Source organism: Neptuniibacter sp. UBA6509, from assembly GCA_002435145.1.
Classification (GTDB): domain Bacteria; phylum Pseudomonadota; class Gammaproteobacteria; order Pseudomonadales; family Balneatricaceae; genus Neptuniibacter.
Window position 1 is genome coordinate 1 of the sequence record DJLT01000096.1, and the last position, 23980, is coordinate 23980.

Consider the following 23980-nt stretch of genomic DNA (forward strand, 5'->3'; position numbering starts at 1 on the left):
TTCAAATCCAGCCCCCGCTACCAAATATAGATTAAACCGATTTAGTTCATTCTAAGTCGGTTTTTTCGCGTCTGGGGATAAGGAAATTCAAGTAAAACTCGCCGGGCTCAGCTCTTGTGATTTTTGTATCTGGCTCTTAAAGCGAAGATCGTTGGTTTAGCGATTACGAAGTAATTACCATCTAGCGCGAAGTGCGCAGTCTGAAAGGTGGCTTTAGCCAATAAATCCAGTTCCCTCCATTGATTCTAGACATTTAATTAATTTTATATTGATCAGTTTGGTTCTAGCCAACGTAATACAGTTATTTGATATCAATTGGAGTTGAAAATGTTCTCATGGTTTAAGGCTGATCCGTTAAAAAAGCTTGATAAGCAGTATAAGGATAAGTTGGAAGAAGCGATGCTCGCGCAGAGAGCTGGTAACATAGAAAAGTATTCAGAATTGACTGTAGAGGCACAGGCAATTGCGCAACAGATTCAGCTATTAAATAGGGCAAAGGCGTAATAGTAATTTTTTGCTGAACTAGCTCTGATTTGACCGAGCATAATTGCTTAGAACTTCCGACAAGGGATGGTCGGTAATTATTTCGTTCAATGCATTTAGCTTTTTGAATGTATGTCTATTTTTGATTTATCCCCTAGTAAAGCTGTTTATTTTTCCTTTATGCCACTTTCATAATGGCACTATCATAATCCATATGTGACTTTTTTACGTATGGAATAGGAAACCATTCTGGAGTCTAGTTATGAATTGGGCGGTATCTTCCATGATAATGTTGGCTTTATCCGCACTATTATTTATTCCTCCTACGTCTGCCGAGCCTGTATTAGAGACGATTGAGTCAAACACAGACTGCCCTGCGGTTTTAAATTATCGTTTTAAGCGTTTGGGTCATGAGGAATATCAATCGGTGTGTGAGGCCTATAGGGGAAAACTAATTCTGGTTGTTAATACTGCGAGCAAGTGTGCATTTACCCCTCAGTATGATGGTCTTGAGCAGCTTTATCGACAGTATCGTTCGGCTGGTTTGGTTGTATTGGGCTTTCCTTCAAATGATTTTGCAGGCCAAGAGCCAGGTACAGAGAAAGAGATCTTAAATTTCTGTCGATTAACATATAGCGTTGAGTTTCCCATGTTTGAAAAAGTTCATGCTGCTCAGGGGAAAGCACATCCCTTTTATAGACACTTGGCAAACTTAGCTGATGGGCAGTATCCAAGCTGGAACTTTCATAAATACTTGATTGCGCCTGATGGCGAAGTCATAGCAAATTTTTCTAGTTTCACTAAACCTTTAGATCCCCGCTTAGTTAATACTATCAAGGCGAATCTACCTAATGGGTGAGTTAGTACAGGAGAATGCGCGAGCAGTTCCGAAATCACGAATTTCAAGGTTAACTAAATTAGGCGCTTTAGCCGGGAAGGTCGCAGGCAATATGCTTGTTGATGGCGGTAAAGAGCTTATGAAAGGTCGTAAGCCCGTTGTGCGAGATCTTCTTATATCCGGGAAAAATCTCACGCAATTAGCTGATAAGTTGGCGACTATGCGTGGTGCAGCCATGAAGGCCGGGCAGCTATTGTCGATGGATGTTGGTAATTTGGTACCAGAAGATATGGCCGTGCTGTTAGAGCGCCTACGCGCCGATGCAGTGGTAATGCCCACGGTACAATTGCTAGAAGTGCTGGAAAAAAACTGGGGTGAGTCTTGGCAAGATAATTTTCAGCGTTTTAGCTTTAAGCCGGTCGCGGCTGCTTCCATTGGACAGGTGCACAAGGGACTGACTCAAGATGGTCAGACGTTAGCGATTAAGATTCAATACCCCGGAGTCCGTCAAAGTATCGATAGCGATCTTGATAATGTTTTTGGTCTGTTACGCCTTAGTGGACTTATTCCTAAAGATATAGATCTATCCCCTTTAATCAACGAAGCTCGTATACAATTAAAACTAGAAGCCGATTATCAGCATGAGGCCCAGCAACTCGCGAACTACACTGATAACATGGCCTCCTTTGTTAGACGTGATGAGCTATTGTTACCTGAGTATTATCAAACGCTTTCAACAGATGAAATTCTATGCATGAGTTATATGCATGGGCAGTCGCTTGATAAACTCGCGTTTACCTCTCAGGGTGAGCGCAATAGGGTTGTATCTTTGATGATGCAGCTCTTCTTCGCCGAATTCCTCGAGTATGGCTGTGTTCAGACAGACCCTAATCTGGCTAACTATCTCTACCAGATAGAAATGAAACGGCTTATTTTGCTCGATTTCGGCGCTACCCGTGAATTTTCTTCCGAGTTTGTTGGGCGATATAAAGCAGCACTCTTTGCTGCCTATATTCAAGATCGGGCGGGATTGGCAGATGCCCTGAACCAATTAGGCTTTTTCAGTCAGGGCCTAGACGTTAGAAATTTAGAGATGATTTTAGATATCTTCATTTTAGCTACTGAGCCTTTGAGGTTTGATGGCGCTTATGATTTTTCCGGTTCAGAGCTTGCCCAGCAGATCCGTGATAAAGGAATGCAGATGAGCAGAGAACCTGATGCTTGGCACTCACCGCCACCAGATATTTTATTTTTACACCGCAAAATGGCCGGACTTTATTTGATTGCGGCTAAGTTAAATGCTCAGGTGAATGTTAAAGCGCTAATCTCTACCTATTGGTGAGCATTGCCCAGTTTTACAACGGTGCTTAAAGCGCCATACAGCGAAGCGACTGTAGACGATTTCTAATAAGCTATCTAGGCGCAGTAGTTTTACCAGTGCAGCGAGCTTTCTGTAGTAGGGTAGGTTGTCCCAGAGAAGTACAAAACTTGCTACACCTGAGGCTTTCTCCCCCATAGTATTGATGCAGTGTAAACGCTCTAAAGCTGATGTTAGGGATATATCATATTCTTTTAGCTTCTCTGGTGAAGTGGTTATATCTATCCATTCAATCTTGCCTAGGCGATCCACTTTCTTGTAGTGGTTAATCTCTTTTTCGCACATAGGACAGCCACCATCAAAAAAGACGATAGGCTTTTTAATCATGGGAGGGGTGTTTTGCATAATCTACCCTTAGGTTTCACGGTTCAGTGCATGGTTTACGTTAAATTCGGGTGATCGGTTCATTTTACTCGCGCGTACAATGTATATGACTGAAAAAACAAAAAAGCTTAAAAACGTGGTGATTATCGGTGCATCCGGCGGTATTGGGGCGGCTTTAATTACGCAACTACTCAAAGATGATGAAATAGAAAAGATCTTTGCCTTTTCTCGCTGTTCTGTTGATAAGCCACAGCTTTCTCATGAAAAAGTGATTCACGGATTTATCGATTTAACTGAAACAGCGAGTATCGAGTGCTTAGGAAGGTCTTTAGAAGGAGTTGAGTTCGATCTAGCTATTGTCTGTTCGGGTTTATTGCAAAACGGAGATGTTAAGCCTGAGAAGTCACTACGACAAATTAATCAAGATACTCTCAGACAATATTTCCAAGTAAATAGCATTGCTCCTATGTTAGTTGCTCAACAGCTAGTGCCATTGATGAATCGAAACAATGACAGTCAACTGGCTTTTTTATCCGCTCGTGTTGGAAGTGTCTCGGATAACCGGTTAGGTGGTTGGTATGGTTACCGTGCCAGTAAAAGTGCATTAAATATGCTGATTAAAACTCTAGCAATTGAGTGTCAGCGTACCTTACCTAAGTTAACTATTGTAGGTTTACACCCAGGTACTGTAGATACAAATTTATCCAAGCCATTTCAAAATAGAGTCCCAGCCGACAAATTATTCACCCCTATACAATCAGCCAACTATTTATTAAGTGTGTTAGCAACGCTAGATGTGAGTGATAGCGGAAAGGTGTTTGCTTGGGATAAAAAGGAGATCATGCCTTAATAAGGTGATCTCAAATGCAATTTAGCGGATATGTCTGCCGCCATCTAAAGACAGTATGCGTCCGGTCATATATTGGCTCTCTAGTAGATAATCTACCGCATTTACAACCTCTTCAGCTCCCGGAGTGATCTTCATCACTGATTTATTCAAGGCTTTAGCGCGATAGGCTTCGTCATCTTCAGGGTTAAACATGATGAGCGAAGGTGCAATTGCATTGACTTTGGTGTGTGGTGCTAACAATGAGGCAAATGATAGCGTCATATTACTCAGCGCGGCTTTACTCGCAGCGTAGGCGATATGCTTCGCACTGCCTTTTTCCACGACATAGTCACTAATGTGGATAATATCAGCGGTTTTAGAGTTGTTAGCAAGTAGGTCTTGCAGTGCTAAGTTGAGTTGATAGGGCACGCCTGCATGGATTTGCATCATTTTGCTGAATATTTCTTGAGGGGGGACGCCGGACGATTCTGCTACCCAATCAGAGGCATTATGAATAATGCCTCTTAAGCCTCTATAGTTCCTTATTAGATGATCAATTAAGTGATCTAAATCTTGTTGTTGGTATAAATCACAATGGATCAGATCTGCGCCAATCAACTTATCAAAAGTACCATAGTCTGTTCGGTAAGTGCCGATAACAGGAATACCATGGTGTATAAAGTATTGGCATAGAGCATACCCTATACGTTTACCGACACCTGTGATTAGTACTGGGTTTGATGATGTTGCCATAATTTATCAATTAAATCTTAATGTGAAGTAGTTGCGAGGTACTTCCAAGGTAAGGAAATCTCAAAGCTATCTAGAAAAACGTTTTCAGGTTGTCCTACCATTTCATCGTAGGCGCTGTTGGGCCGACGTAAAACATAACTTTCTACATCTACGCATTGAAAAAGCTCCTGTATGTCTAGAAGGTTGCGGCTATTGAAGGGATCTTTACCTTGGTAAAGCACATGCTGCTTCCCTTGATATACAATGAATACTTGATATGTCATCCAGTCTATTGAATGTACAATGACTTTATCGATAGGGTTTAAATCCGTAACATCTTCTATTTGAAGTTTCATCGATAGCCTCTTTTTAAATCAAAAATTCAGCTCGAGTGCGCTCGTTACTCTTAAATATACCACCCAATGCAGTTGTCTCAGTTGTTGAATTAACATCCATGACCCCGCGGGATTTAACGCAATAATGTGTTGCTGAAATAGATATGGCTACATTGTCAGTTTCTAATAAGGTCTGTAAGGCTATAAGAATTTGTTTGGTTAGGCGTTCCTGTACTTGTGGTCTCTGGCTAAAGAAGCGTACCAGTCGGTTGATTTTAGATAAGCCGATTATTTTTTTATTCGGTATATAAGCAACTTTAGCTGTCCCATCTATGGTGACAAAATGATGTTCACAAGAGCTGATTACGCTTATATCACGAACTTTAACCATCTCTTCAACATCCATTTTATTTTCAATCATTGCTATCTTGGGAAAGTTCTCGTAGTCGAGCCCTGAAAATATTTCATAGACATACATTTTAGCTACGCGGTGTGGTGTTTCTCTAAGACTGTCATCTTCTAAATTTAGCCCAAGCGTACTGACGACCTCAGTCATTAACCCTTTAATTCTTTCGTATCGCTGTTGTTGGTTTAGTTGCGATTTAATGGTCGGTGTTTCGAGACCTTTTTCTATAAGCTGTTCTTGAACAGCTATCGCTTCTGCAGAAATCATAGTGGTAGCCCTTAAATTACAAAGCTACTGTTATACGCAGTAGTAAATCCAAATGGATCACTTCCTTATTCTGATTTTTGTGCTGCGACAGAAATCTAGGTTCTGTGAAAATGTGGCAAATACAGAGAGCTGAATAATTATGCCCTAGAACTTTGTTAGGACTTTTAGCACTGAGGTGGGATATTAATGTTAGTAGTTATTTGTTTAAGAATACATTGAATTAATGTGGTGGTTATGGGTTGGTAGTTAACTTGTTATATATATTAGATTTATTATATTTGGTGTATGTTTATTGTGTGTGTCTAGTTCTAAATAAGGGTGCGCTTTTTGTTTGAATGTATTTGCTTGCTATCGATGTCAGTAAGAAACGTGAGTAGATGTTATGGGCTATGTTTAAAAATGGCTCTTAGGTGTTTTCCTTGACAGTAGTTTTTCAGATAAAAATGGATACCGACGTATGGTCAATGCTTTCAAGACGTTAAAGTTTAGAAATAAAATTATCGTTATTTTTATCTTAGCTGTGCTGGTCGTTATGGCATCGATCTTAATGGCTTTGCCAGCGATTAAGACAACTGTTCTAAATAGTGCTAAACAAGAATTAATCACAACGACAAACCTCGCAGCAACTTCCGCGGAATCATTGTACAAGAATGCGATTCGTAATTACTTGCGTGGAATTACAGAAACCCACCTCAATACCTTGAAGCTCAAATACAAGCAATATCAGGCCGGTGAAATTACAAAACAAGAGGTGATCGAGCAATTTGAAGAGATTGTTTCCTCTCAGGTTATTGGTAAAACCGGATATATGGTTGTGAGCGATTTTGCAGATAAAGACCGTATCACTACGCTTGTGCATCCCTTTATTAAAGGCCAAAGGATTGATCAGTATGCATTTGTTCAGAGAATGTATATTCAAAAAGAGGGGTACTTTGAAAACCAATGGCAGAACCCTAATGATCCTTTTCCTCGTCTAAAGGCTGCATATATGAGCTACTTTGAACCGTGGGAGTGGATAATTAGTGTGCATCCATACAAGGATGAGTTTAGCTCGTTGATAAATATTGAGGAGTTTAAGCATAGCTTATCTAAAGTGCAGCCTTCTACTTTAGAAGGAAGTTATGTTTCGATATTCAATGGCCAAGGTGATCTTATGTATCATCCTACATTTACAGAAGAAAATGTTTTTAATGCGCAGGATGCGGTAACCGGTGCTTTTTTCGTTCAAGAAATAATCAGTAGTATCAATGAAAGGAAAGACGATAGCACTATCAGTGGGTGGAAAGAGTTTACCTACAACCAGCGGGGCAAAGAGGATGTGCCAGTTGAAAAATTAATGCGTTATCAATATGTCCCAAGCCAAGACTGGATTATAGCAACGATCATTAATAAAGATGAGGTGTTGAAACCTTACTTAAGCTTATTGCAGCAGTTGGTTATTATTGGGGCGATGCTCTTTGTGGTCATCTCTCTTTTAGCGTTTTTCTCCGGAAGGTATTTGACGCATCGTATCAACAGTTTAGTTATCGCTGCGAAAAACCTTTCTCGTAATAAGTATGATTTGGATCTAGAGCGCACAGCGGATGATGAAATAGGTGATCTGGAAGATGCTATGGGTACAGCTGCTCAGACTATTGAACATCTATTAATGGAACAAAAACGCCTTAATGCCAACCTGGAGGACAAAGTGGAGCAGAGAACCAAAGAGCTTGCTTTAAAGAATGAAGAGCTTGGAAAGCTTTATATCACTGATTCTCTTACTGGCTTATTCAATCGACATAAACTTGATGCGGTCTTGAAAGAAGAAGCGGATAGGTGTTCTAGATATAAGAAGGTTTTCGGGTTGATCATAATTGATATAGACCATTTTAAACATGTTAATGATTCATATGGTCATCAGGTAGGAGATACCGTACTCCAAGAATTTGCTGAGATATTAAAATCTTCCTCAAGAAAAACCGATACGGTTGGTCGATGGGGAGGGGAGGAGTTTATGATTATTTGCAGTGAAACGAGTTTAGAGGGAACGCAGGCTCTAGCTGCGATGTTGAAAGATAAAATTTCAACTTATCCATTTAGCCCTGGAGAAAAGAGGGCCGCTAGTTTTGGAGTGTCAGCCTACCTCATTGATGACGAGCTACATGACTTGGTGAAACGAGTAGATAGTGCATTGTATAAAGCAAAAAATAGTGGAAGAAATAATATCCAAACCTTATAAGTAAGTTCATTATTTATGTTATAGCTCGCTATGATTCAATTATTGCGATGAGATTTATAGATCATGAAAAAGCTACTGTAATCAGGGAGGTTGAGTTTTGGATGTAATAGATAAGGGACCAGGGGTTAGGGTTCCGCCACCATTAATTTTTCTATTCATGATTGCAGTAGGCTATTGGCTTAATCTTTATTATCCATTGATTATTCCTTGGCCTGAATTTTTCTTCTTTATCGGTTTGTTTTTAATTGCAGTTGCTGTGAGTTTTGCGCTAATAGCGGTGTATCAATTTTGGCGTGAAAAAACACATATTGAGCCGTGGAAGCCTGCTAGCTCCCTAATGTTAGAGGGTGTTTTTGCCTATTCTAGAAATCCTATCTATTTATCGTTCATTATTATTACGCTTGGTATCGGTTTAGTCTTGAATAATATATGGATCTTATTTAATACAGGTCCATTGTTGATAGCTTTGTATTTTTTGGTTGTTAAAAAGGAAGAGCTATATTTGGAAAGGGTATTTGGTGATCTATATCTGGATTATAAAAAAAGAGTAAGGCGTTGGTTATAATTCAGTATATAGGCATGTTAGATTGTTAGTTCTTACACAATGCTATGAAGAAGGATTCAGCATCTGCTTTAAGTTAGATTGCTGTATGAGCTGAGGTTTTTATGGAAGTTAGTGCTTTAATCTTGTTAGATGGCAGTGAAAATATTGAGAAATCTATTGAAACTTCTCTCCTAAGAGTTCCAGCCGGAATAGATCATGTGCTCTTTATGTTGCCCCAGGAGAGTGAAGGGAATCATACGCAGAACCATACAATCCTTTACCGTGATAGTAACGATAGTTTGCTATTACAGGCATTCTTCGATGTGCTTAATAAAATGGAGTCCGGCCGGCTTTTGATCTTAAATGGGGTTGATGAATCGATCTCTTGTGAAAATATTGAGCACTTACTTGAGTACTCCACTCGCTTGCCTCACATGACTGTAGTGGCTGTTAGGCAGGGTAATGCTTTAGACTTTCCTTTAGTTTTGCCTACCTCAGCGAAATTGGATATTGCGGATTTTATTCATGAGGGGCAGGGGGAGCAGGGCGTAAACGGATGGCTAGAACAGGGGGTTTATATTGAGTGCGAGCTATCACCGGTAGTGACAGGCTAAAAATCTATCTATGAGACAGACAGCACCATTGCAATAGATTCCTGCCCCCGTCTTTTGTAACGGTTTGACATCTCTGCTAGTTGATCTGGAATGTGTTTTCCTTCAGCTTTTTTATATTGGTTAGTCATATAAAATTGCTCAAGATGAGGTAGAGCTAAGCAATACAGGTCGTTATTTTTTTTCACTTCATTTTTGCTTATGTAGCGTAGAAGTTGGCTGCCAAGCCTTTTTCCTCGTTTAGATTTATCAACCCATAAGCCTCTAAGCAGTGAGAAACTAGTTGTGTCTGAGCAGTGAGCTAAAATACGTGCGGCTGCTACGATTTCTCCATTCAGCTCAAGCCAGCAGCATAGGTCCCTGGGTTGTATTTTTCCTTTGTAACCATTTCTTTTGTAGAAGCGTCCAAGCATTGGTGATTGAAGCTCGTGCCCATAGCTCGTTTTGTACTTTGCATTTAAATTCTGCAATATTCCTACCTCTTTTTGTCAGTATTGCTGGCGGTATTTCTCTTCAGGCCAGAACTAGATAATAAAACCAGAATAACTTGTTTTTTTCGAATATGGTTTTACTTTTTTAGCATGATTTCTAGGTGCTTTCCCGGTGCTACTCATATGCCCAGTGGACCTGATCGTTATGCTTAGAATGATGGGATATTTAAGTTCAATCCTCGAAAAGCGTGCTGCCGCAGATGTGGCAAGATTCATTTTATGTCTTCATCTTAGGTGGTGCTGTGTTGTTTAGTGCTTGATAGCATAGCTGAGATATTAATGTGGGCGCTAGCCCTGATTGGATGCGCTAGCCCTAATAGGGTGCGCGCTTGCATCTTGTTGCGCTAATGTGGTGCGATTTTGATTTGTTGCGACGCAGCATATAATGGATTGTGATCCTTGTTCGTTCATAAATTATTGTAAATAAAGGCTTTTTTTGTTTTGGCATAGGGCGTGCATTACTGGTGGTAATTCAAGACTTATATGTATCGAAGGGGTGAATACAAATGATGAAATCTACAACTAAAACTTTAATTGCTGCGGGTCTACTGTCTGCTTCTGTTATGGCTGAAGCGGGTCTATCTGCAAATATTGGCGCGATGAGTGACTACTACTTCCGTGGTGTTGACCAGACTACTGGTGCAAGCATGATGGGTGGTGTTGATTACGAAGCAGACAATGGTATCTATGTTGGCCTATGGGCTGCTGACCTATCTGATGATGACGTAGAGTACGACATCTATGGCGGTTACGCTGGTGAAGCTGGCGATATCTCTTATAGTCTTGGTTACACTGGTTATTTCTACACAGAATCTGATGTAGATTTCCATGAGTTGAACCTTAACTTAGGTTATAGCTTCTTCAACCTAGAAGTAACTTTAGGTACTGAAGATCAGCCATCAGGTACTACTGAAGCTGATTACTCTTTTGTTGGTCTAACGGGTGAATACGAAGGCGCTTATCTAACATACGGCACTTTCGGTAAGGACTATGACGGTGACTATGTTGAGCTTGGTTACGGTATGACATACGAAGGTTTAGATATGAACCTTGCTTACATTAACCCAGACGACACTTTGGGTAATGCAGATACAGTAACATTCTCTATCAGTAAGTCTTTCGATTTTTAATCCCAAGCAATTGATCGAAATATACTAGTATTGAGCCCGTCTTATGACGGGCTTTTTTTGTGCGCTAAGGATGAAAAAAACCGCGATAAACGCGGTTTTTATATTCTTTGACCTTATACGTATTAGCTTTTAGCCAGTAAGGGCATCGAGTTTTTTCTTGAGCATGCCCTGAACTTGGCCTGGGTTTGCCTTGCCTTGAGAGGCTTTCATGACTTGACCCATGAAGAATCCAACCATCTTCCCGCGTTTATCAGGCTCAGCGTTAACATATTGGTCGACTTGAGGCTGATTGTTAGTGATGACTTCATCAACAATCTTTTCAATCGCGCCGCTGTCAGTTACCTGCTTTAAGCCTTTGGCTTCAATGATTTCATCTGCAGTGCCGCCCTCTATCCACATAACTTCAAAGACTTGCTTAGCGATTTTTCCGGAAATAGTGTCGTCCTTGATACGGCTAAGTAGTCCGCCAAGTTGATCTGCATTGACAGGACTGCTGCTAATATCAAGATCATTTTGGTTTAGAAGTTTTGATAGCTCTCCCATCACCCAGTTTGCAGACAGTTTTGCATCTTTAGAGGCTTTAGCAATAGTTTCAAAGTAAGCGGCCATATTGTAGTCAGCAGACAGTACCATGGCATCGTAATCACTGAGTTTATATTCCTCAATGAAGCGAGCTTTGCGCGCATCTGGAAGCTCTGGCAGTGTTTCGCGAACAGCTTCAATGTACTCATCATCGATCACTATTGGGAGTAGATCTGGGCAAGGGAAGTAACGGTAGTCGTTAGCTTCCTCTTTTGAGCGCATGGAGCGAGTTTCGTTTTTGTCTGCGTCATACAGTCGAGTGGCTTGCTCAACGCGACCGCCATCTTCGATCAAATCAATCTGACGCTCGATTTCGCCCACAATCGCTTTTTCAATGAAACGGAAAGAGTTGATGTTCTTAGTTTCTGTGCGGTTGCCAAGCTCTTCTTGCCCCATAGGGCGCACTGATACGTTGCAATCGCAACGGAATGAGCCTTCAGCCATGTTACCGTCACAGATGCCTAAGCTCGTTACAATCGAGTGGATTTTACGAACATAAGCTACAGCTTCTTCAGCGCTGCGCATATCTGGTTCAGAAACGATCTCAAGGAGTGGTGTACCTGCACGGTTTAGGTCGATTCCAGTCATGCCAGGGAATTCATCATGCAGTGATTTGCCTGCATCTTCTTCCAAGTGTGCACGTGTAACGCCAATGCGCTTTTCAGTGCCGTCTTCGAGTGTGATATCTATATGGCCGATACCTACGATCGGCTCAAAAAGCTGACTGGTCTGGTAGCCTTTAGGCAGATCGGGGTAAAAGTAATTTTTACGATCAAAGACAGACTTCTTTCCAATCTCAGCATCAACCGCTAGGCCGAATTTAACCGCCATGCGAAGTGCTTCTTCATTGAACACGGGTAGTGTGCCGGGTAGTGCAAGATCGACCGCGCAAGCTTGGGTGTTAGGTTCTGCACCAAACGCAGTGCTGGCACCCGAAAATATTTTGGATTTTGTGGCTAGTTGAGCGTGTATTTCTAGCCCTATTACCGCTTCCCATTCCATAATTATTTAACCTCTCAGATGCCTTGTGGTGACTGTTTGTGCCAGTCAGTTGCCATTTGGAATTGGTGCGCAACATTTAATAGTTTCTGTTCGGCAAAGTAATCGCCGATGATCTGCAGACCTGTTGGTAAGCCGTTAACTGTACCGCAAGGGATGGACATGCCTGGTAGGCCTGCTAGGTTTAGGGAGATCGTAAAAATATCTTCCATATACATAGAAACGGGATCTGAGGACTTTTCACCTATTCTAAAGGCAGGGTGTGGTGTTGTTGGGCCCATGATAACGTCGACTTCGCTAAGTGCTTTTGTAAAGTCATCACGAATTAAGCGTCGAATCTGCTGAGCTTTATTGTAATAAGCATCATAGAAGCCTTCAGATAAAGCGTAAGTGCCTACCATGATGCGGCGCTTAACTTCAGGGCCAAAGCCTTCGCCACGTGAACGCTTGTACATATCTTCAAGGTTGACAGGTTCTTCGCAGCGGTGGCCGTAACGAACACCGTCAAACCTTGAAAGGTTTGAGGACGCTTCAGCAGGAGCGATGATGTAGTAAGCAGGAATCGATAGTGCCGTATTCGGTAAGCTGACCTCTTTTACTGTAGCGCCTAGTTTTTCAAACTCTTTGATTGCGGCTTGTGTTTGGGCTGCAATGTCTGAGTCCATGTCATCCATGATAAACTCTTTAGGCAGGCCGATACGTAGGCCGTCTAATGGCTTATTCAGGTCTGCTGTGTAATCCGGTACGTCGCGCTCAACAGAGGTTGAGTCGTTTTTATCGAAGCCCGCCATAACGTTAAGCATCATTGCAGCATCTTCAGCGGTTTTTGTCATTGGGCCGCCTTGGTCCAATGAGGATGCAAAGGCGATCATGCCAAAACGTGATACGCGGCCATAGGTTGGTTTAAGACCGGTAATACCACATAGCGCAGCAGGTTGGCGAATTGAACCACCAGTATCTGTTCCCGTTGCTGCAGGCGTTAGCTGTGCTGAAACTGCGGCTGCAGAACCACCTGATGAGCCTCCAGGAACACGATCCGTATCCCAAGGGTTGCGGCAAGCGCCATAGAAGCTGCTTTCGTTTGATGAGCCCATAGCGAACTCATCCATGTTGGTTTTACCTAACGAGATTGCACCCGCTTGGTTGAATTTATCAACAACGGTTGCGTTATAAGGTGAGATAAAGTTGTCCAGCATCTTTGACGCGCAGCTTGTGCGAGTGCCTTTAGTGCAGAAGATATCTTTATGCGCGATGGGTAATCCAGTAAATGCTCCGGCATTCCCAGTGGCAATAATCTTGTCAGCTTCGCGTGCTTGTTGAAGAGCGGTCTCTTCTGTAACAGTGATGAAGCTATTGTATTTAGCGTCTTCTGCTTTAATGCGTGCAAGGTAGGCTTGTGTAAGCTCAACGCTGCTGAATTCGCCTGATTTTAGCCCACTGGCTAATTCAGCTAATGTTTTGTCAAACATGGAAATATATCCTTAAAAAAATTCCTGATGAAAAGAGGCGGTCAAATTAACCGTCTTATTCGATTACTTTAGGAACTTGGAATAGGCCGTTTTCGACGGCGGGCGCAACAGATTGGAGATTTTCGCGCTGGTTCTCTTCCGTAACGGCGTCACTTCTGAGGCGTTGTACTGCATCAAGAGGATGCGCCATAGGCAAAACGTCGGTGGTATCAACGGATTGCATCTGGTTTACAAGGTCAAGAATGTTCGACAAGTTTTGCGCGTATTCAGGAGTGTCCTGTTCTTCAATTTGAAGTCGCGCCAGATGGGCGATCTTGTCCACATCAGTGCGGTCCAGAGACATAATTTACTCTCACTTATTGGGGTGTTGTCGATGAAAAAATCAACGGAAAAAAAATAAAGGCCTACGTTATCATATTGGTGTTGTATCATGAAGGTTAAATAAGATAGATATTTAAGTAGTTTTACTGATTTTCACCTTGCTCAAAACGTTTGCCATTGTTAGAGTTACGTGTTTTCAGGATATAGCGGCTATACCTGCAGAATTTCTTAGGACTCCCTGTACATGCTCAAGAAAATTCGTGGTCTTTTTTCCAGTGATCTGTCCATCGACCTGGGCACAGCTAACACGCTGATATATGTCCGTGATAAGGATATAGTTCTCGATGAACCTTCTGTTGTAGCGATACGACAGACCGGTAATCAGAAATCCGTTGCAGCCGTAGGCGCTGACGCTAAACGTATGTTGGGCAGAACGCCCGGCTCTATCACAGCTATCCGTCCGATGAAGGATGGTGTTATTGCAGATTTCCATGTGACGGAAAAGATGCTGCAGTACTTTATTAGTAAAGTACATGATACTAATTTTTTAACACCAAGCCCTCGTGTTTTGGTGTGCGTACCTTGTAAATCCACTCAAGTAGAGCGACGTGCTATCAAAGAGTCCGCTATGGGTGCTGGTGCGCGTGAAGTATATTTGATCGATGAGCCTATGGCCGCAGCTATCGGTGCAGGTTTACCTGTAGATGAAGCAAGCGGTTCGATGGTTGTTGATATTGGTGGTGGTACGACCGAAATAGCAGTTATCTCATTGAATGGTATCGTTTATGCGGATTCAGTTCGCTTAGGTGGTGACCGTTTTGATGAATATATTGTGACTTATGTACGTCGTAACTACGGTAGCTTAATTGGTGATTCTACTGCTGAACGTATTAAGCAAGAGATTGGTACAGCCTACCCATCATCTGAAATGCATGAGATTGATGTACGTGGCCGTAATCTTGCTGAAGGTATTCCGCGTAGCTTTACACTGAATAGCAACGAAATTCTTGAAGCACTTCAGGAGCCTTTGTCAGCAATTGTTCAAGCGGTTAAAAGCGCATTGGAGCAGTGCCCACCTGAATTGGCGTCTGATATTGCTGAGCGTGGCATCGTTTTAACCGGTGGTGGCGCTCTACTGAGAAATATCGATCGTTTGATCAGTGAAGAAACGGGCTTGCCAGTGATTGTGGCTGAAGATCCGTTAACCTGTGTTGCCCGTGGTGGTGGTCGTGCGTTAGAAATGCTCGACAAACATGGTTTTGAACTGGTTAGTCATGATTAACCCATGTCCAATGCTAATTTTGTTGTGATCTGTTCTTCGTTCCTCCGATGTGAAGTTTCACATCTGGAGGTGACGTATTAAGACTATCTTTCGTGGCCGTTCTTCTGGTCGACGTTTCTTTTTTTTACTTCTCATTGCATTTTCTTTAATGGCCGCGGATCTTTATTCTGCAAACGTTAGGGATGGACGTGCCTACTTATCACTTATTCTGACACCGTTACAGTGGATCGTTGATGTGCCAAGCCGCTTAGCCGGTGAAGTGTCTGATGTGGTCGTTGATAGAAGTTTGTTGCTTAAGGAAAACGCAAAGCTTAAATCGGAAGCGCTTTTGCTCGAACGAAAAGTACAGCAAAATTCTGCGTTATGGCATGAAAATGATCGTTTACGTTCTCTTCTTGTTAGTAGCAAGCGTGTAGATGAGTCGGTCCAGCTTGTTGAGCTAATAGGTGTCAATCCTGATCCATTTCAGCATCAGGTTATTATCAATAAAGGCAGTGAAAACGAGGTCGTTTTAGGTCAACCGATTCTTGATGCTGGTGGCGTGATGGGGCAGGTGACGGAGATGTCGCATTATACAAGCCGTGTCATGTTAATTACTGATGCAAGGCATGCTTTGCCTGTTGAAATCAATCGTAATGGCTTTCGTACTATTGCCTTAGGTAAGGGGCAGTTAGACGAGCTTGAACTTGATCATGTACCTGATACTGCGGATATTAAAGCGAATGATCTGGTTATAACCTCAGGACTGGGTGGCCGTTTTCCTCGAGGTTATCCCGTGGCGATTGTCTCAGAAGTTATTCGTGATCCCGGCCAACAGTTTGCGCGTGTAAGAATTAAACCTACAGCGCTGCTAGATAAGTCAAGACATCTCCTATTGGTCACCATGCCGGCGGAAGTTGAAGAGATCGCTTTGCCTCTAAAAGGTGAAGTGTTGCCTTCTAAGGAGATTCAATGAATTCCGGATCCCCGGCTCAAACGGGTGGCGGCGGATTTATTATTCTAGGGACATTTATTGTTGGTTTAATGTTAAGTCAAATTCCTTTACCTTACTTTATCGAATGGGCACGACCTGAATGGGTGGCTATGATTTTGATCTATTGGGTAATGGCACTGCCTCATCGGGTCGGTATGGGCATGGCATTCTGTTTAGGTCTTTTGCTGGATGTTATTAAAGGTAGTGTGCTGGGGTTGAATGCCTTGTCGCTGACTATTATCGCTTTTCTTACGTTGTTGCTGCATCAACGCCTACGCATGTTCCCTATTGTCCAGCAAGCGCTGATGGTCATGGTCTTTGTCGGCATTAATCAGCTTTTATTCCACTGGATGCAGGCGTTTACAGGCTATACAGGTGATTCTTTAGTTTTTCTACTTCCTTGTTTGGTAAGCGCGGTACTCTGGCCATGGTTGTTTGTTGTGCTTCGTGGTGTGCGTCGAGTATTTAGAATTAAGTAATATTTGGAGGCTAAAGTGAAACTTGTATTGGCTTCGGCTTCACCGAGAAGAAAAGAGCTTTTAAAACAGATAGGTGTTCAGTTTTCGGTTAGACCTGTAGATATTTGTGAAGATGTAATCGCGGGTGAAACCCCTTTAGCTTATGTGTCTCGATTGGCTGAAGAAAAGGCACGTGCATGTAGCATTAAAGGTGATGAGGTTGTGTTAGGCTCAGATACCACCGTAGTGCTGGATGGGCGCATTATTGGTAAACCAATGTGTAAAGCAAGGTCCATAGAGATACTAAAGGCTTTGTCAGGAAAAACTCATCAGGTTTTAACCGCAGTTGCTTTGATAGGCAAGGAACAAACTAACGTTGTAGTGGTCGAAACCGATGTTACGTTTAGAGATATTTCCCTACAAGAGTGCGAATCGTATTGGTTAACAGGAGAGCCCATTGATAAAGCGGGTTCTTATGGTATTCAGGGGCTTGGTGCTGTATTTGTTGATAAGATTGAAGGTAGCTACTCTTCAGTGGTGGGATTGCCATTGTCGCAAACTGCGGAACTGTTAAAAGTAGCCGGTGTTGATATCTGGCAACTAGACAATATTTAAGGATCAGTCATGGGCGAAGAGATTTTAATCAACTTTACACCGATGGAAACTCGGGTTGCGGTCATAGAAAATGGTATGCCTCAAGAGGTATATGTTGAGCGCGTACACCGTCGTGGGATTGTTGGGAATATCTATCAAGGGAAGGTCGTCCGTGTTCTACCAGGGATGCAAGCCGCTTTTGTTGATATTGGTCTTGAGCGCGCCGCGTTTATTCATGTTGAAGAGGTCTTATCACAGAACGTTTCTCATGAGGAGAAAGTTAATACGTCTATTGCCCAGGTATTAAGAGAGGGGCAATCTCTTCTCGTTCAGGTGACTAAGGACCCCATTGGTACGAAAGGAGCTCGGCTGACTACGCATCTGTCTCTACCTTCGCGCTATCTTGTTTGTATGCCGGGGAATGAGCATATTGGTGTTTCTCAGCGTATTGAAGATGCTGAGGAGCGTGATCGCTTGCGAGGAATTATCCAAGCATTGATCGCTGAAGATGATGGTGAGCCAGCAGGGTTTATTTTACGAACGGTGGCTGAAGGAGCTGCTGAAGCTGAATTGAGTGCAGATATTCAGTTTTTACGCCGCTTATGGGCGTCCATTCAGGTCAAAATCAAGTCTGCGAAAGCGCCTAGTGTTATTTATGAGGACCTGCCTCTCAATATGCGTGCTTTGCGAGATATGGCGCATTCCGGCTTAGAAAAGATCCGCATCGATTCCCGTGAAACCTATCAGAAGGCGCAAGAGTTTGTAAAAGCGCTAGTGCCTGAAGTTGCTGATACCCTTGAGTATTATCCAGGTGAGCGCCCAATCTTTGACCTCTTTAATGTTGAAGATGAGATCCAAAAGGCCTTAGGTCGTAAAGTCGAATTGAAGTCAGGTGGTTATTTGATATTTGACCAAACAGAAGCAATGACTACGGTTGATATTAATACTGGGGCTTTTGTAGGCCATCGTAATCTAGAAGAAACCATATTTAAAACCAATCTGGAAGCTGCTACGGCGATCGGGCGTCAGTTACGTCTGCGAAACCTTGGTGGGATTATTATTATCGATTTTATCGATATGGAAGATCAAGATCACCAAAGACAAGTATTAAGAACGCTTGAACGTGTTCTAGAGAGAGATCATGCTAAGTGTAAATTAACAGGGGTTTCTGATTTAGGCCTTGTAGAGATGACGCGTAAGCGAACGCGTGAAAGCTTAGAGCAAGTGTTGTGTGATGTTTGTTGTGAATGTCAGGGGCGAGGCTCTATTAAAACGCCGGAAACGCTCTGTTATGAAATTTTCCGTGAGATTCTACGTCAACATAGAGCCTATGATACTGAAAGTTATCTTGTATTGGCCGCTCAGCCTGTTGTTGATTATGTGCTAGACGATGCATCTAATCATGTAGCCGAGTTAGAATCATTTATAGGTAAAACAATCCGCTTCCAAGTTGAGCCTATGTATAACGCAGAGAGTTTTGATGTCGTTTTGCGCTAATAGGGGGCGCTAGTGAAGCGTTATGCTCATTCGTCCTTATGGTTCCTATATTGGGCCCTCGCATTTCTTATAGCTTTTATAGCCGTTGCTTTGTTGGCGCTGAAGGTTCTTGTTCAAGATGCGGGAGAATATCGTCAAGATATTGAACGTTTATTGTCATCTCAGTTAAGTGCGGAAGTTCATTTAGTTGATATACAAGGTGACTGGGAGGGTTGGCAGCCGGTACTTTCATTAAAGGGCTTGTCTGTCGATGCGATAGAGCAGCAGCCGGGTTTATCACTTGCGGTGATGGATGCGGTTATTCAGCTGGATCCTGCTGCATCGATTAAGGCTTTTGCCCCCATTTTCTCTAAGTTAGATATTGATGGTACGACCTTAAGGTATGATCTGAGTAAATCCCCTGAGGGTGGCGACTCACCTGACGCTGAGGCTGCTGGAAAATCTAGCTCGCGCTCTGGAGCGTTAACTTTTCTACTTAATCAAAATGCTATTAATCTTAATGACACTCGTATTGTTGTTAAGCCTCAATATGGACAAGAGATATCTGTTTCACCGATTCAATTAAGTTTTAATCACGATGATGTGTTGAAGCAGCTAAAGATTGATGCTGATCTTTTGACCGGCAACAAGCAGGCGTCAATAAAATTTGTGGCTGAAGTGGAGGGAAGCGCCTCTGATAACCCTGTTGATTTTTATCTGAAAATTGAAGGCTTGAATCAGGCTCAGTTGAATCCATGGTTGAATCTTGCAAATATCAAGATTGATAGTATGAGCGCTGAGCAGGAAGTGTGGGGGCAATCGCAGCAAGGTAGATTAAGTTATTTAACGGGTAGAACTTCAATTACAGATTTTCAATATCAGGATTATGTACTGGAACAGTTTACCGTTCAAACTGCGTTGATTAGACGGGATATTGGCTACCAGCTACAGATTACTGATTTTGTACTTGATGCTGCAAAAAGCGAAATATCCATTCCGCAAATTAGTATGGATTTTGAGCGCGATAAGGGTGCGATTTTACCTAGACGTATAATGCTCGATCGTATTGATCTTGGAGTCGCGGCTAATTGGTTGTTAAAGCAGCCTTCTCTACCTAGTGGGGCATCGATAGCCCTAGATGAACTTTTACCTACAGGTATTGTTAAAAATCTATTGATATCTTGGCCTGTGGGTGCGGAACTGAGTGAGGCTGAATTATCAGCTGATCTAGAGAATGTGGGTATTGATGCTTGGGATGATATCCCCGCAATTAAGGGAATTAATGGATTAGTTGTTGCTGACCGTTCAGGCGGTAATATTCACCTTGAAAGCCAAGACTTTGCTATGCAATACCCAACTTTGTTTGACTATCGTTGGGATTATCATAATGCAAAAGGAGTTGTCGGCTGGCGGCTCGAAGATGAGGGAGTTGTTGTCGCGTCTCAATTACTAAATTTGAGTAATGATGACTTGAACGCAGCAGGCCGGTTTAGTATTTACCTACCGTTTGCAAATGATGAACAGCCGTTACTTAATTTACAAATAGGTCTTCAGAATACCAATGGTCTGCAAGCTAAGTTTTATACGCCTCCTAAAGAGGTGGGTGTTGAAACCTACAATTGGTTAGTAAAAGCGATTAAGAAAGGTCATGTTAAGCGTGCTGGCTTTGTGCTGAATGGTGTAACGCGTTCTCGTTTGCCCAATTATCAATTGCCAGTCGTGCAGATGTTTTTTGATGTAAATGATGCTTCATTTGAATATCAATCTGGTTGGCCGCAGGTTGCTAATGCTAATGCTTTTGTTTTCTTTCGCAATGGTGAGTTAATTGTTGAGGCTCAAGGAGGTGAGGTGTATGACTCGCCTGTAGAGTTCTCTTGGGTTCATTTGCCTCAATCAGCTGATAAAATATTTGTAGTTGGTGCTGTTGAGGGCGTGACTCATGATCTTCAGCGTTTATTAACTCAGAGTGACCTTAAAGACGCAGTAGGTGATGGTCTCGATGATTGGGAGATGAGTGGCCAGGCTGCAACTCTCGTTAATTTGGCTATCCCGCTTAACGGCGAGAAAGAGCCAAGCGTTTCTGTTGAGACTGTGTTATCTAATGCAGGGTTTAGAGCGGATAAAGAAAAGATTAATTTCACAGATATTACTGGCAAGATTAAATTTAATTCCCAAACGGGTTTATCCGCAAATAAGATAACTGCGCAGCTGTTTGATAGACCTGTCAACGCAAGTATTTCTACTAAAAATGAGAAAACCCAGATTGCTTTAAATAGCCATATTGCGACGAATACGCTACGTGAATGGTTAGGACTTGATCTTCTGGCTATTTTTAAAGGAGAGTTGCCTTATTCTGCCCGCTTGGATATGTGTCCAGGGAAATCATGCAATCAGTTGGTTATTCAGAGTGATCTAAAAGGTGTAACTATCTCTGCGCCAGCGCCGTTTGGTAAAGCGAAATTGGCTTCAATGCCGTTAACCGTGATTAGTGACCTAGGTGTGACTTATAGTGATGAGCGAACTGTTGTTCGCATTAATTTGGCAGACCAGCTGCGCGGGGTTATGGTTAATGATGATGACACTATTGAGCGTGCTGGATTTAGTTTGGGTGGAGCAAAACCTTTAGTCCCTGTTGAAAAAGGCGTGTGGGTTGATGGGCGTCTTACCTCTGTTGATTATGCTGAGCTAGAAACGTTTTTAACGACAGCAGGTCTACTTGGGAGTGATAAGGAAGGGAGCTCTACTGACGGCGTGACTGAAAGTAAGCTGCGTCAGGTTGATCTATTTCTTAATGAATTTTCAGTGCAAGGAAAAGTTATATCTGATCTTGCATTGACGTTAGCGCCAGCCCCTTTAGGTTGGATGATTAATGCAGATAGCTCTGAGCTTTCAGGGCGATTGTGGTTACCGGAAGATACAAGTAAGCCGTATAAAGTCGATTTGCAGTATTTGAATATACGACAGAGTGAAGATGCTGCTAGGGTGAATAATGAGCTTGAATCTGAAGCTTCTAGTATTGATATAGATCCGAGTTCGTTACCTTCTGTTGATTTTAAAATAGCTAGTTTGTCGTTAGATGAGTATCCCTTGGGGCGTTGGTCTTTTAAGCTTAGGCCTACGAAAAAGGGTGCTACAGTTAATCACATAAAGGCTAATATGGAGGGCGCTGAGATCTTAGGGGAGCTTCGTTGGGAAAATGGACCTAACTCAATTTCTGATCTCACATTGAAGCTCAAAGGTGATGATTTTACGAATGTCCTTAAAACGTGGAAGCTTCATGAGGCGATTGAAAGTAAAAAGCTAGATTCCTATTTGCAACTTTCTTGGGATGGCGCGCCTTGGGCCTTTGAGTTGGGTAGTTCCAATGGGGAATTACAATTTACAGCTGAAGAGGGGCGCATTTTAGATGTGGGTAAGTCAGGCAATATTTTACGTGTATTTGGCATTCTCAGCCTCCAATCATTAGGGCGTCGTTTAAGGTTGGATTTTACCGATCTTGTGAAAACGGGTGTCGCATTTGATGAAATGAAAGCAAGTTATACAATTAAGGAGGGGATTGCATATACATCTTCTCCATTTGTTATGACAGGGCCTTCCGCTAATATTGCTATGCAGGGGTATTTAAATTTAGTGGATGAGACTGTAGAAAAGGATATTGAGGTTGCTATACCTGTTACAGGTAATATTCCCCTTGTAAGTGTTTTGTTAGGTGCCCCTCAAGTGGCTGGAGCTGTGTTCCTATTTGATAAGCTTATAGGTGATCCGTTAGCCGATTTTACGACCGTTAAGTATCATTTATCGGGAGATTGGAGTGATCCGCTTATCACGATTGATCAGGGTGAGCCGGTGAAGTCAAAAGAGTCAGCGCCGTCAATATTGATGGATGATCGAAATGGCTAAGGTTGCTATAGCGCAGATGGTCTCAGGTGAGCTTCTGGAGGATAACCTATCTGTTGTGGAGCAATTGGCTAAAGAGGCATTTAAAGCCTCTGCCAAGCTGCTTTTATTACCTGAAAACTTTGCAATGCTTGATTCAAAAGCGTTGGTCAGATTAGCTCGCTCGGAAGAGCAAAATAAAACCATTCAAAATTTTATAAGTAACCTTTCTGTACAGTATGGTTTATGGATAATTGCGGGTTCAGTGCCGCTATTATCGCCTTGTGGTGAAAAAGTTTTTGCTAGCTGCCTCGTATTTAATGATGTAGGCGAATGTATTGAAAGATACGATAAAGTTCACCTGTTTGATGTGGATGTTTCAGATGAGCATAATCGTTATCGAGAGTCCGACTTTATTGAACCCGGAGAGCAGCTTGTTGTTGTGGTAACACCTGTAGGTAAAGTGGGTCTATCTATCTGCTATGATTTGCGTTTTCCTGAGCAGTATCAGCGATTGCGGGAGATGGGAGCTGAGGTTCTTGTTGTGCCTTCTGCATTTACTTATACGACAGGTGAGGCGCACTGGGAGGTTTTATTAAGAGCCCGTGCGATTGAAACTCAGTGTTATGTTTTGGCTGCAAATCAAGGTGGGCAGCATACGAAAACACGGCAGAGCTGGGGACACAGTCTGGTTGTAGACCCTTGGGGAGAAGTGCTTGCTGTAAAAGATAAGCCCGGTGTGGGTTTAGTAATGGCAGATGTAGATTTGGCAGATTTGCATAACAGGCGTGAGAAAATGCCCATTATGCAGCATCGTACAAAGGTAGGCTTTTAAGCGCCTGCAACCTCACGTAAGTACTTGAATAGCTTCCTTGCTGAGGCTGGAGGCTTTCCAAGTTCTTGTTCTTTTTTCGAATTTCTGATCAGTTGTCTTAAATGCTGAACATCGGCTGTTGGGTGCTCTTCAATATAATTTTGAAGGGCGCTATTCCCTTCAGCAATAAGTCGATCCCTCCAGACCTCTAATTTATGAAATGTCTGTGTGTGTGCTTGATGACCCGCTTCATAGGTGCCGAGATCATGCTCAATTTTTTCAGTGTCTTCAGTTCTTAGGATTTTACCGACAAATTGCAGGTGTCGCTTTTGAGCGCCATGAGATTTGATTCGATGAAACTCTTCTATCGCCGAATGTAGTCGATCATCTAACTGTAATTTTTCAAGTTGATCTTTATTTAGTTTGGTTAAACGTACGCCTAATTCCAGAAGTCCGTGCATTTGGCGTTTTAATTCTGATTTGCTCAGTTCTCCCTCATCAAGGTCGTTTAAATGAGAGTTGGAAAAGTTATCGTTATTGCTCATGATCT

The 23980-nt window shown here is 42.4% G+C and carries 24 protein-coding genes; 15 read left to right on the forward strand and 9 right to left on the reverse strand.

Features of this window, described 5'->3' with window-relative positions; translation table 11 throughout:
* The first annotated feature begins 327 nt into the window (after positions 1–327).
* From B4K11_RS12135 to B4K11_RS12145, 3 genes are all read left to right on the forward strand, one after another.
* Positions 328–504, forward strand: coding sequence for a DUF6435 family protein (locus B4K11_RS12135; RefSeq protein ID WP_292952437.1), 177 nt, complete (start codon positions 328–330; stop codon positions 502–504).
* Between the two features lie 241 nt (positions 505–745).
* On the forward strand, positions 746–1342 hold the full coding sequence (locus B4K11_RS12140) for a glutathione peroxidase (RefSeq protein WP_292952440.1): 597 nt from the start codon (positions 746–748) through the stop codon (positions 1340–1342).
* Positions 1335–2663 (forward strand): ABC1 kinase family protein, encoded by a 1329-nt coding sequence (locus B4K11_RS12145; protein WP_292952443.1) that lies wholly within the window; start codon positions 1335–1337, stop codon positions 2661–2663. Before B4K11_RS12140 ends, B4K11_RS12145 begins: the two co-directional genes overlap by 8 nt.
* On the opposite strand, the gene B4K11_RS12150 is transcribed toward B4K11_RS12145, so the two are convergent.
* Positions 2643–3044, reverse strand: a complete 402-nt coding sequence (locus tag B4K11_RS12150; protein ID WP_292952446.1) for a thiol-disulfide oxidoreductase DCC family protein — start codon at positions 3042–3044, stop codon at positions 2643–2645. The two genes, B4K11_RS12145 and B4K11_RS12150, sit on opposite strands and share 21 nt — an antisense overlap.
* Before the next feature lie 85 nt (positions 3045–3129).
* On the opposite strand from B4K11_RS12150, the gene B4K11_RS12155 reads away from it, so the two are divergent.
* Positions 3130–3873 carry an SDR family NAD(P)-dependent oxidoreductase gene (locus B4K11_RS12155; protein WP_292952449.1) on the forward strand — a complete coding sequence of 248 codons (744 nt, stop codon included), beginning with the start codon at positions 3130–3132 and terminating at the stop codon, positions 3871–3873.
* Positions 3874–3894: 21 nt separating this feature from the next.
* On the opposite strand, the gene folM is transcribed toward B4K11_RS12155, so the two are convergent.
* From folM to folE, 3 genes are read right to left on the reverse strand one after another with little or no spacing between them, the layout of a single operon-like run.
* Positions 3895–4605 (reverse strand): dihydromonapterin reductase, encoded by a 711-nt coding sequence (folM, locus tag B4K11_RS12160; RefSeq protein ID WP_292952451.1) that lies wholly within the window; start codon positions 4603–4605, stop codon positions 3895–3897.
* A 17-nt stretch (positions 4606–4622) separates the two neighbouring features.
* On the reverse strand, positions 4623–4940 hold the full coding sequence (locus B4K11_RS12165) for a DUF6482 family protein (protein ID WP_292952453.1): 318 nt from the start codon (positions 4938–4940) through the stop codon (positions 4623–4625).
* A gap of 13 nt (positions 4941–4953) precedes the next feature.
* Positions 4954–5592 carry a GTP cyclohydrolase I FolE gene (gene folE / locus B4K11_RS12170; protein WP_292952456.1) on the reverse strand — a complete coding sequence of 213 codons (639 nt, stop codon included), beginning with the start codon at positions 5590–5592 and terminating at the stop codon, positions 4954–4956.
* 457 nt (positions 5593–6049) lie between these two features.
* On the opposite strand from folE, the gene B4K11_RS12175 reads away from it, so the two are divergent.
* The 3 genes from B4K11_RS12175 to B4K11_RS12185 all read left to right on the forward strand — a co-directional run bounded on the left by B4K11_RS12175 (position 6050) and on the right by B4K11_RS12185 (position 8968).
* Positions 6050–7810 (forward strand): sensor domain-containing diguanylate cyclase, encoded by a 1761-nt coding sequence (locus B4K11_RS12175; RefSeq protein WP_292952459.1) that lies wholly within the window; start codon positions 6050–6052, stop codon positions 7808–7810.
* Positions 7811–7907: 97 nt separating this feature from the next.
* A complete protein-coding gene (locus B4K11_RS12180; RefSeq protein ID WP_292952462.1) occupies positions 7908–8375 on the forward strand; it encodes a methyltransferase family protein in 468 nt (155 codons plus the stop codon).
* 101 nt (positions 8376–8476) lie between these two features.
* On the forward strand, positions 8477–8968 hold the full coding sequence (locus B4K11_RS12185) for a hypothetical protein (protein WP_292952465.1): 492 nt from the start codon (positions 8477–8479) through the stop codon (positions 8966–8968).
* 8 nt (positions 8969–8976) lie between these two features.
* Here the strand turns inward: B4K11_RS12185 and B4K11_RS12190 are convergent, their stop codons facing one another.
* The gene (locus B4K11_RS12190; RefSeq protein WP_292952468.1) at positions 8977–9435 is read right to left on the reverse strand and encodes a GNAT family N-acetyltransferase; all 459 of its coding nucleotides are present in this window, start codon (positions 9433–9435) and stop codon (positions 8977–8979) included.
* A gap of 527 nt (positions 9436–9962) precedes the next feature.
* On the opposite strand from B4K11_RS12190, the gene B4K11_RS12195 reads away from it, so the two are divergent.
* Positions 9963–10586: a TorF family putative porin gene (locus B4K11_RS12195; protein WP_292959404.1), complete on the forward strand. Its 624-nt coding sequence runs from the start codon at positions 9963–9965 to the stop codon at positions 10584–10586.
* Between the two features lie 129 nt (positions 10587–10715).
* Here B4K11_RS12195 and gatB read toward each other — a convergent pair whose 3' ends face one another.
* The 3 genes from gatB to gatC are packed head-to-tail and all read right to left on the reverse strand — an operon-like array spanning position 10716 to position 13979.
* Positions 10716–12170 carry an Asp-tRNA(Asn)/Glu-tRNA(Gln) amidotransferase subunit GatB gene (gene gatB, locus B4K11_RS12200; RefSeq protein WP_292952474.1) on the reverse strand — a complete coding sequence of 485 codons (1455 nt, stop codon included), beginning with the start codon at positions 12168–12170 and terminating at the stop codon, positions 10716–10718.
* Between the two features lie 14 nt (positions 12171–12184).
* Positions 12185–13636, reverse strand: a complete 1452-nt coding sequence (gene gatA / locus B4K11_RS12205) for an Asp-tRNA(Asn)/Glu-tRNA(Gln) amidotransferase subunit GatA (protein WP_292952477.1) — start codon at positions 13634–13636, stop codon at positions 12185–12187.
* A 55-nt stretch (positions 13637–13691) separates the two neighbouring features.
* Complete coding sequence (gene gatC / locus B4K11_RS12210) at positions 13692–13979, reverse strand: Asp-tRNA(Asn)/Glu-tRNA(Gln) amidotransferase subunit GatC (RefSeq protein WP_292952480.1); 288 nt, start codon at positions 13977–13979, stop codon at positions 13692–13694.
* A 222-nt stretch (positions 13980–14201) separates the two neighbouring features.
* On the opposite strand from gatC, the gene B4K11_RS12215 reads away from it, so the two are divergent.
* The 7 genes from B4K11_RS12215 to B4K11_RS12245 all read left to right on the forward strand — a co-directional run bounded on the left by B4K11_RS12215 (position 14202) and on the right by B4K11_RS12245 (position 23451).
* Positions 14202–15239: a rod shape-determining protein gene (locus B4K11_RS12215; RefSeq protein ID WP_067982568.1), complete on the forward strand. Its 1038-nt coding sequence runs from the start codon at positions 14202–14204 to the stop codon at positions 15237–15239.
* An 85-nt stretch (positions 15240–15324) separates the two neighbouring features.
* Positions 15325–16194 (forward strand): rod shape-determining protein MreC, encoded by an 870-nt coding sequence (gene mreC / locus B4K11_RS12220; RefSeq protein ID WP_292952743.1) that lies wholly within the window; start codon positions 15325–15327, stop codon positions 16192–16194.
* Entirely contained in the window at positions 16191–16691 is a 501-nt protein-coding gene (mreD, locus tag B4K11_RS12225; protein ID WP_292952492.1) for a rod shape-determining protein MreD, read from the forward strand. Before mreC ends, mreD begins: the two co-directional genes overlap by 4 nt.
* A gap of 15 nt (positions 16692–16706) precedes the next feature.
* Positions 16707–17285: a Maf family protein gene (locus B4K11_RS12230; protein WP_292952495.1), complete on the forward strand. Its 579-nt coding sequence runs from the start codon at positions 16707–16709 to the stop codon at positions 17283–17285.
* Between the two features lie 9 nt (positions 17286–17294).
* Positions 17295–18761, forward strand: coding sequence for a ribonuclease G (gene rng / locus B4K11_RS12235; protein WP_292952498.1), 1467 nt, complete (start codon positions 17295–17297; stop codon positions 18759–18761).
* 12 nt (positions 18762–18773) lie between these two features.
* Positions 18774–22640, forward strand: a complete 3867-nt coding sequence (locus B4K11_RS12240) for a YhdP family protein (protein WP_292952501.1) — start codon at positions 18774–18776, stop codon at positions 22638–22640.
* On the forward strand, positions 22633–23451 hold the full coding sequence (locus tag B4K11_RS12245) for a carbon-nitrogen hydrolase family protein (RefSeq protein WP_292952504.1): 819 nt from the start codon (positions 22633–22635) through the stop codon (positions 23449–23451). The genes B4K11_RS12240 and B4K11_RS12245 overlap by 8 nt, the downstream gene beginning before the upstream one ends.
* Here the strand turns inward: B4K11_RS12245 and yjgA are convergent.
* On the reverse strand, positions 23448–23975 hold the full coding sequence (yjgA, locus tag B4K11_RS12250) for a ribosome biogenesis factor YjgA (protein ID WP_292952507.1): 528 nt from the start codon (positions 23973–23975) through the stop codon (positions 23448–23450). The two genes, B4K11_RS12245 and yjgA, sit on opposite strands and share 4 nt — an antisense overlap.
* Between the last annotated feature and the right edge of the window lie 5 nt (positions 23976–23980).

Bases quoted from the DNA above. Each gene is read 5' to 3' on its own strand.
- B4K11_RS12135 (WP_292952437.1), top strand. From the start codon at position 328: ATGTTCTCATGGTTTAAGGCTGATCCGTTAAAAAAGCTTGATAAGCAG.
- B4K11_RS12140 (WP_292952440.1), top strand. From the start codon at position 746: ATGAATTGGGCGGTATCTTCCATGATAATGTTGGCTTTATCCGCACTA.
- B4K11_RS12145 (WP_292952443.1), top strand. From the start codon at position 1,335: ATGGGTGAGTTAGTACAGGAGAATGCGCGAGCAGTTCCGAAATCACGA.
- B4K11_RS12150 (WP_292952446.1), bottom strand. From the start codon at position 3,044: ATGCAAAACACCCCTCCCATGATTAAAAAGCCTATCGTCTTTTTTGAT.
- B4K11_RS12155 (WP_292952449.1), top strand. From the start codon at position 3,130: ATGACTGAAAAAACAAAAAAGCTTAAAAACGTGGTGATTATCGGTGCA.
- folM (WP_292952451.1), bottom strand. From the start codon at position 4,605: ATGGCAACATCATCAAACCCAGTACTAATCACAGGTGTCGGTAAACGT.
- B4K11_RS12165 (WP_292952453.1), bottom strand. From the start codon at position 4,940: ATGAAACTTCAAATAGAAGATGTTACGGATTTAAACCCTATCGATAAA.
- folE (WP_292952456.1), bottom strand. From the start codon at position 5,592: ATGATTTCTGCAGAAGCGATAGCTGTTCAAGAACAGCTTATAGAAAAA.
- B4K11_RS12175 (WP_292952459.1), top strand. From the start codon at position 6,050: ATGGTCAATGCTTTCAAGACGTTAAAGTTTAGAAATAAAATTATCGTT.
- B4K11_RS12185 (WP_292952465.1), top strand. From the start codon at position 8,477: ATGGAAGTTAGTGCTTTAATCTTGTTAGATGGCAGTGAAAATATTGAG.
- B4K11_RS12195 (WP_292959404.1), top strand. From the start codon at position 9,963: ATGATGAAATCTACAACTAAAACTTTAATTGCTGCGGGTCTACTGTCT.
- gatB (WP_292952474.1), bottom strand. From the start codon at position 12,170: ATGGAATGGGAAGCGGTAATAGGGCTAGAAATACACGCTCAACTAGCC.
- gatA (WP_292952477.1), bottom strand. From the start codon at position 13,636: ATGTTTGACAAAACATTAGCTGAATTAGCCAGTGGGCTAAAATCAGGC.
- gatC (WP_292952480.1), bottom strand. From the start codon at position 13,979: ATGTCTCTGGACCGCACTGATGTGGACAAGATCGCCCATCTGGCGCGA.
- B4K11_RS12215 (WP_067982568.1), top strand. From the start codon at position 14,202: ATGCTCAAGAAAATTCGTGGTCTTTTTTCCAGTGATCTGTCCATCGAC.
- mreD (WP_292952492.1), top strand. From the start codon at position 16,191: ATGAATTCCGGATCCCCGGCTCAAACGGGTGGCGGCGGATTTATTATT.
- rng (WP_292952498.1), top strand. From the start codon at position 17,295: ATGGGCGAAGAGATTTTAATCAACTTTACACCGATGGAAACTCGGGTT.
- B4K11_RS12245 (WP_292952504.1), top strand. From the start codon at position 22,633: ATGGCTAAGGTTGCTATAGCGCAGATGGTCTCAGGTGAGCTTCTGGAG.
- yjgA (WP_292952507.1), bottom strand. From the start codon at position 23,975: ATGAGCAATAACGATAACTTTTCCAACTCTCATTTAAACGACCTTGAT.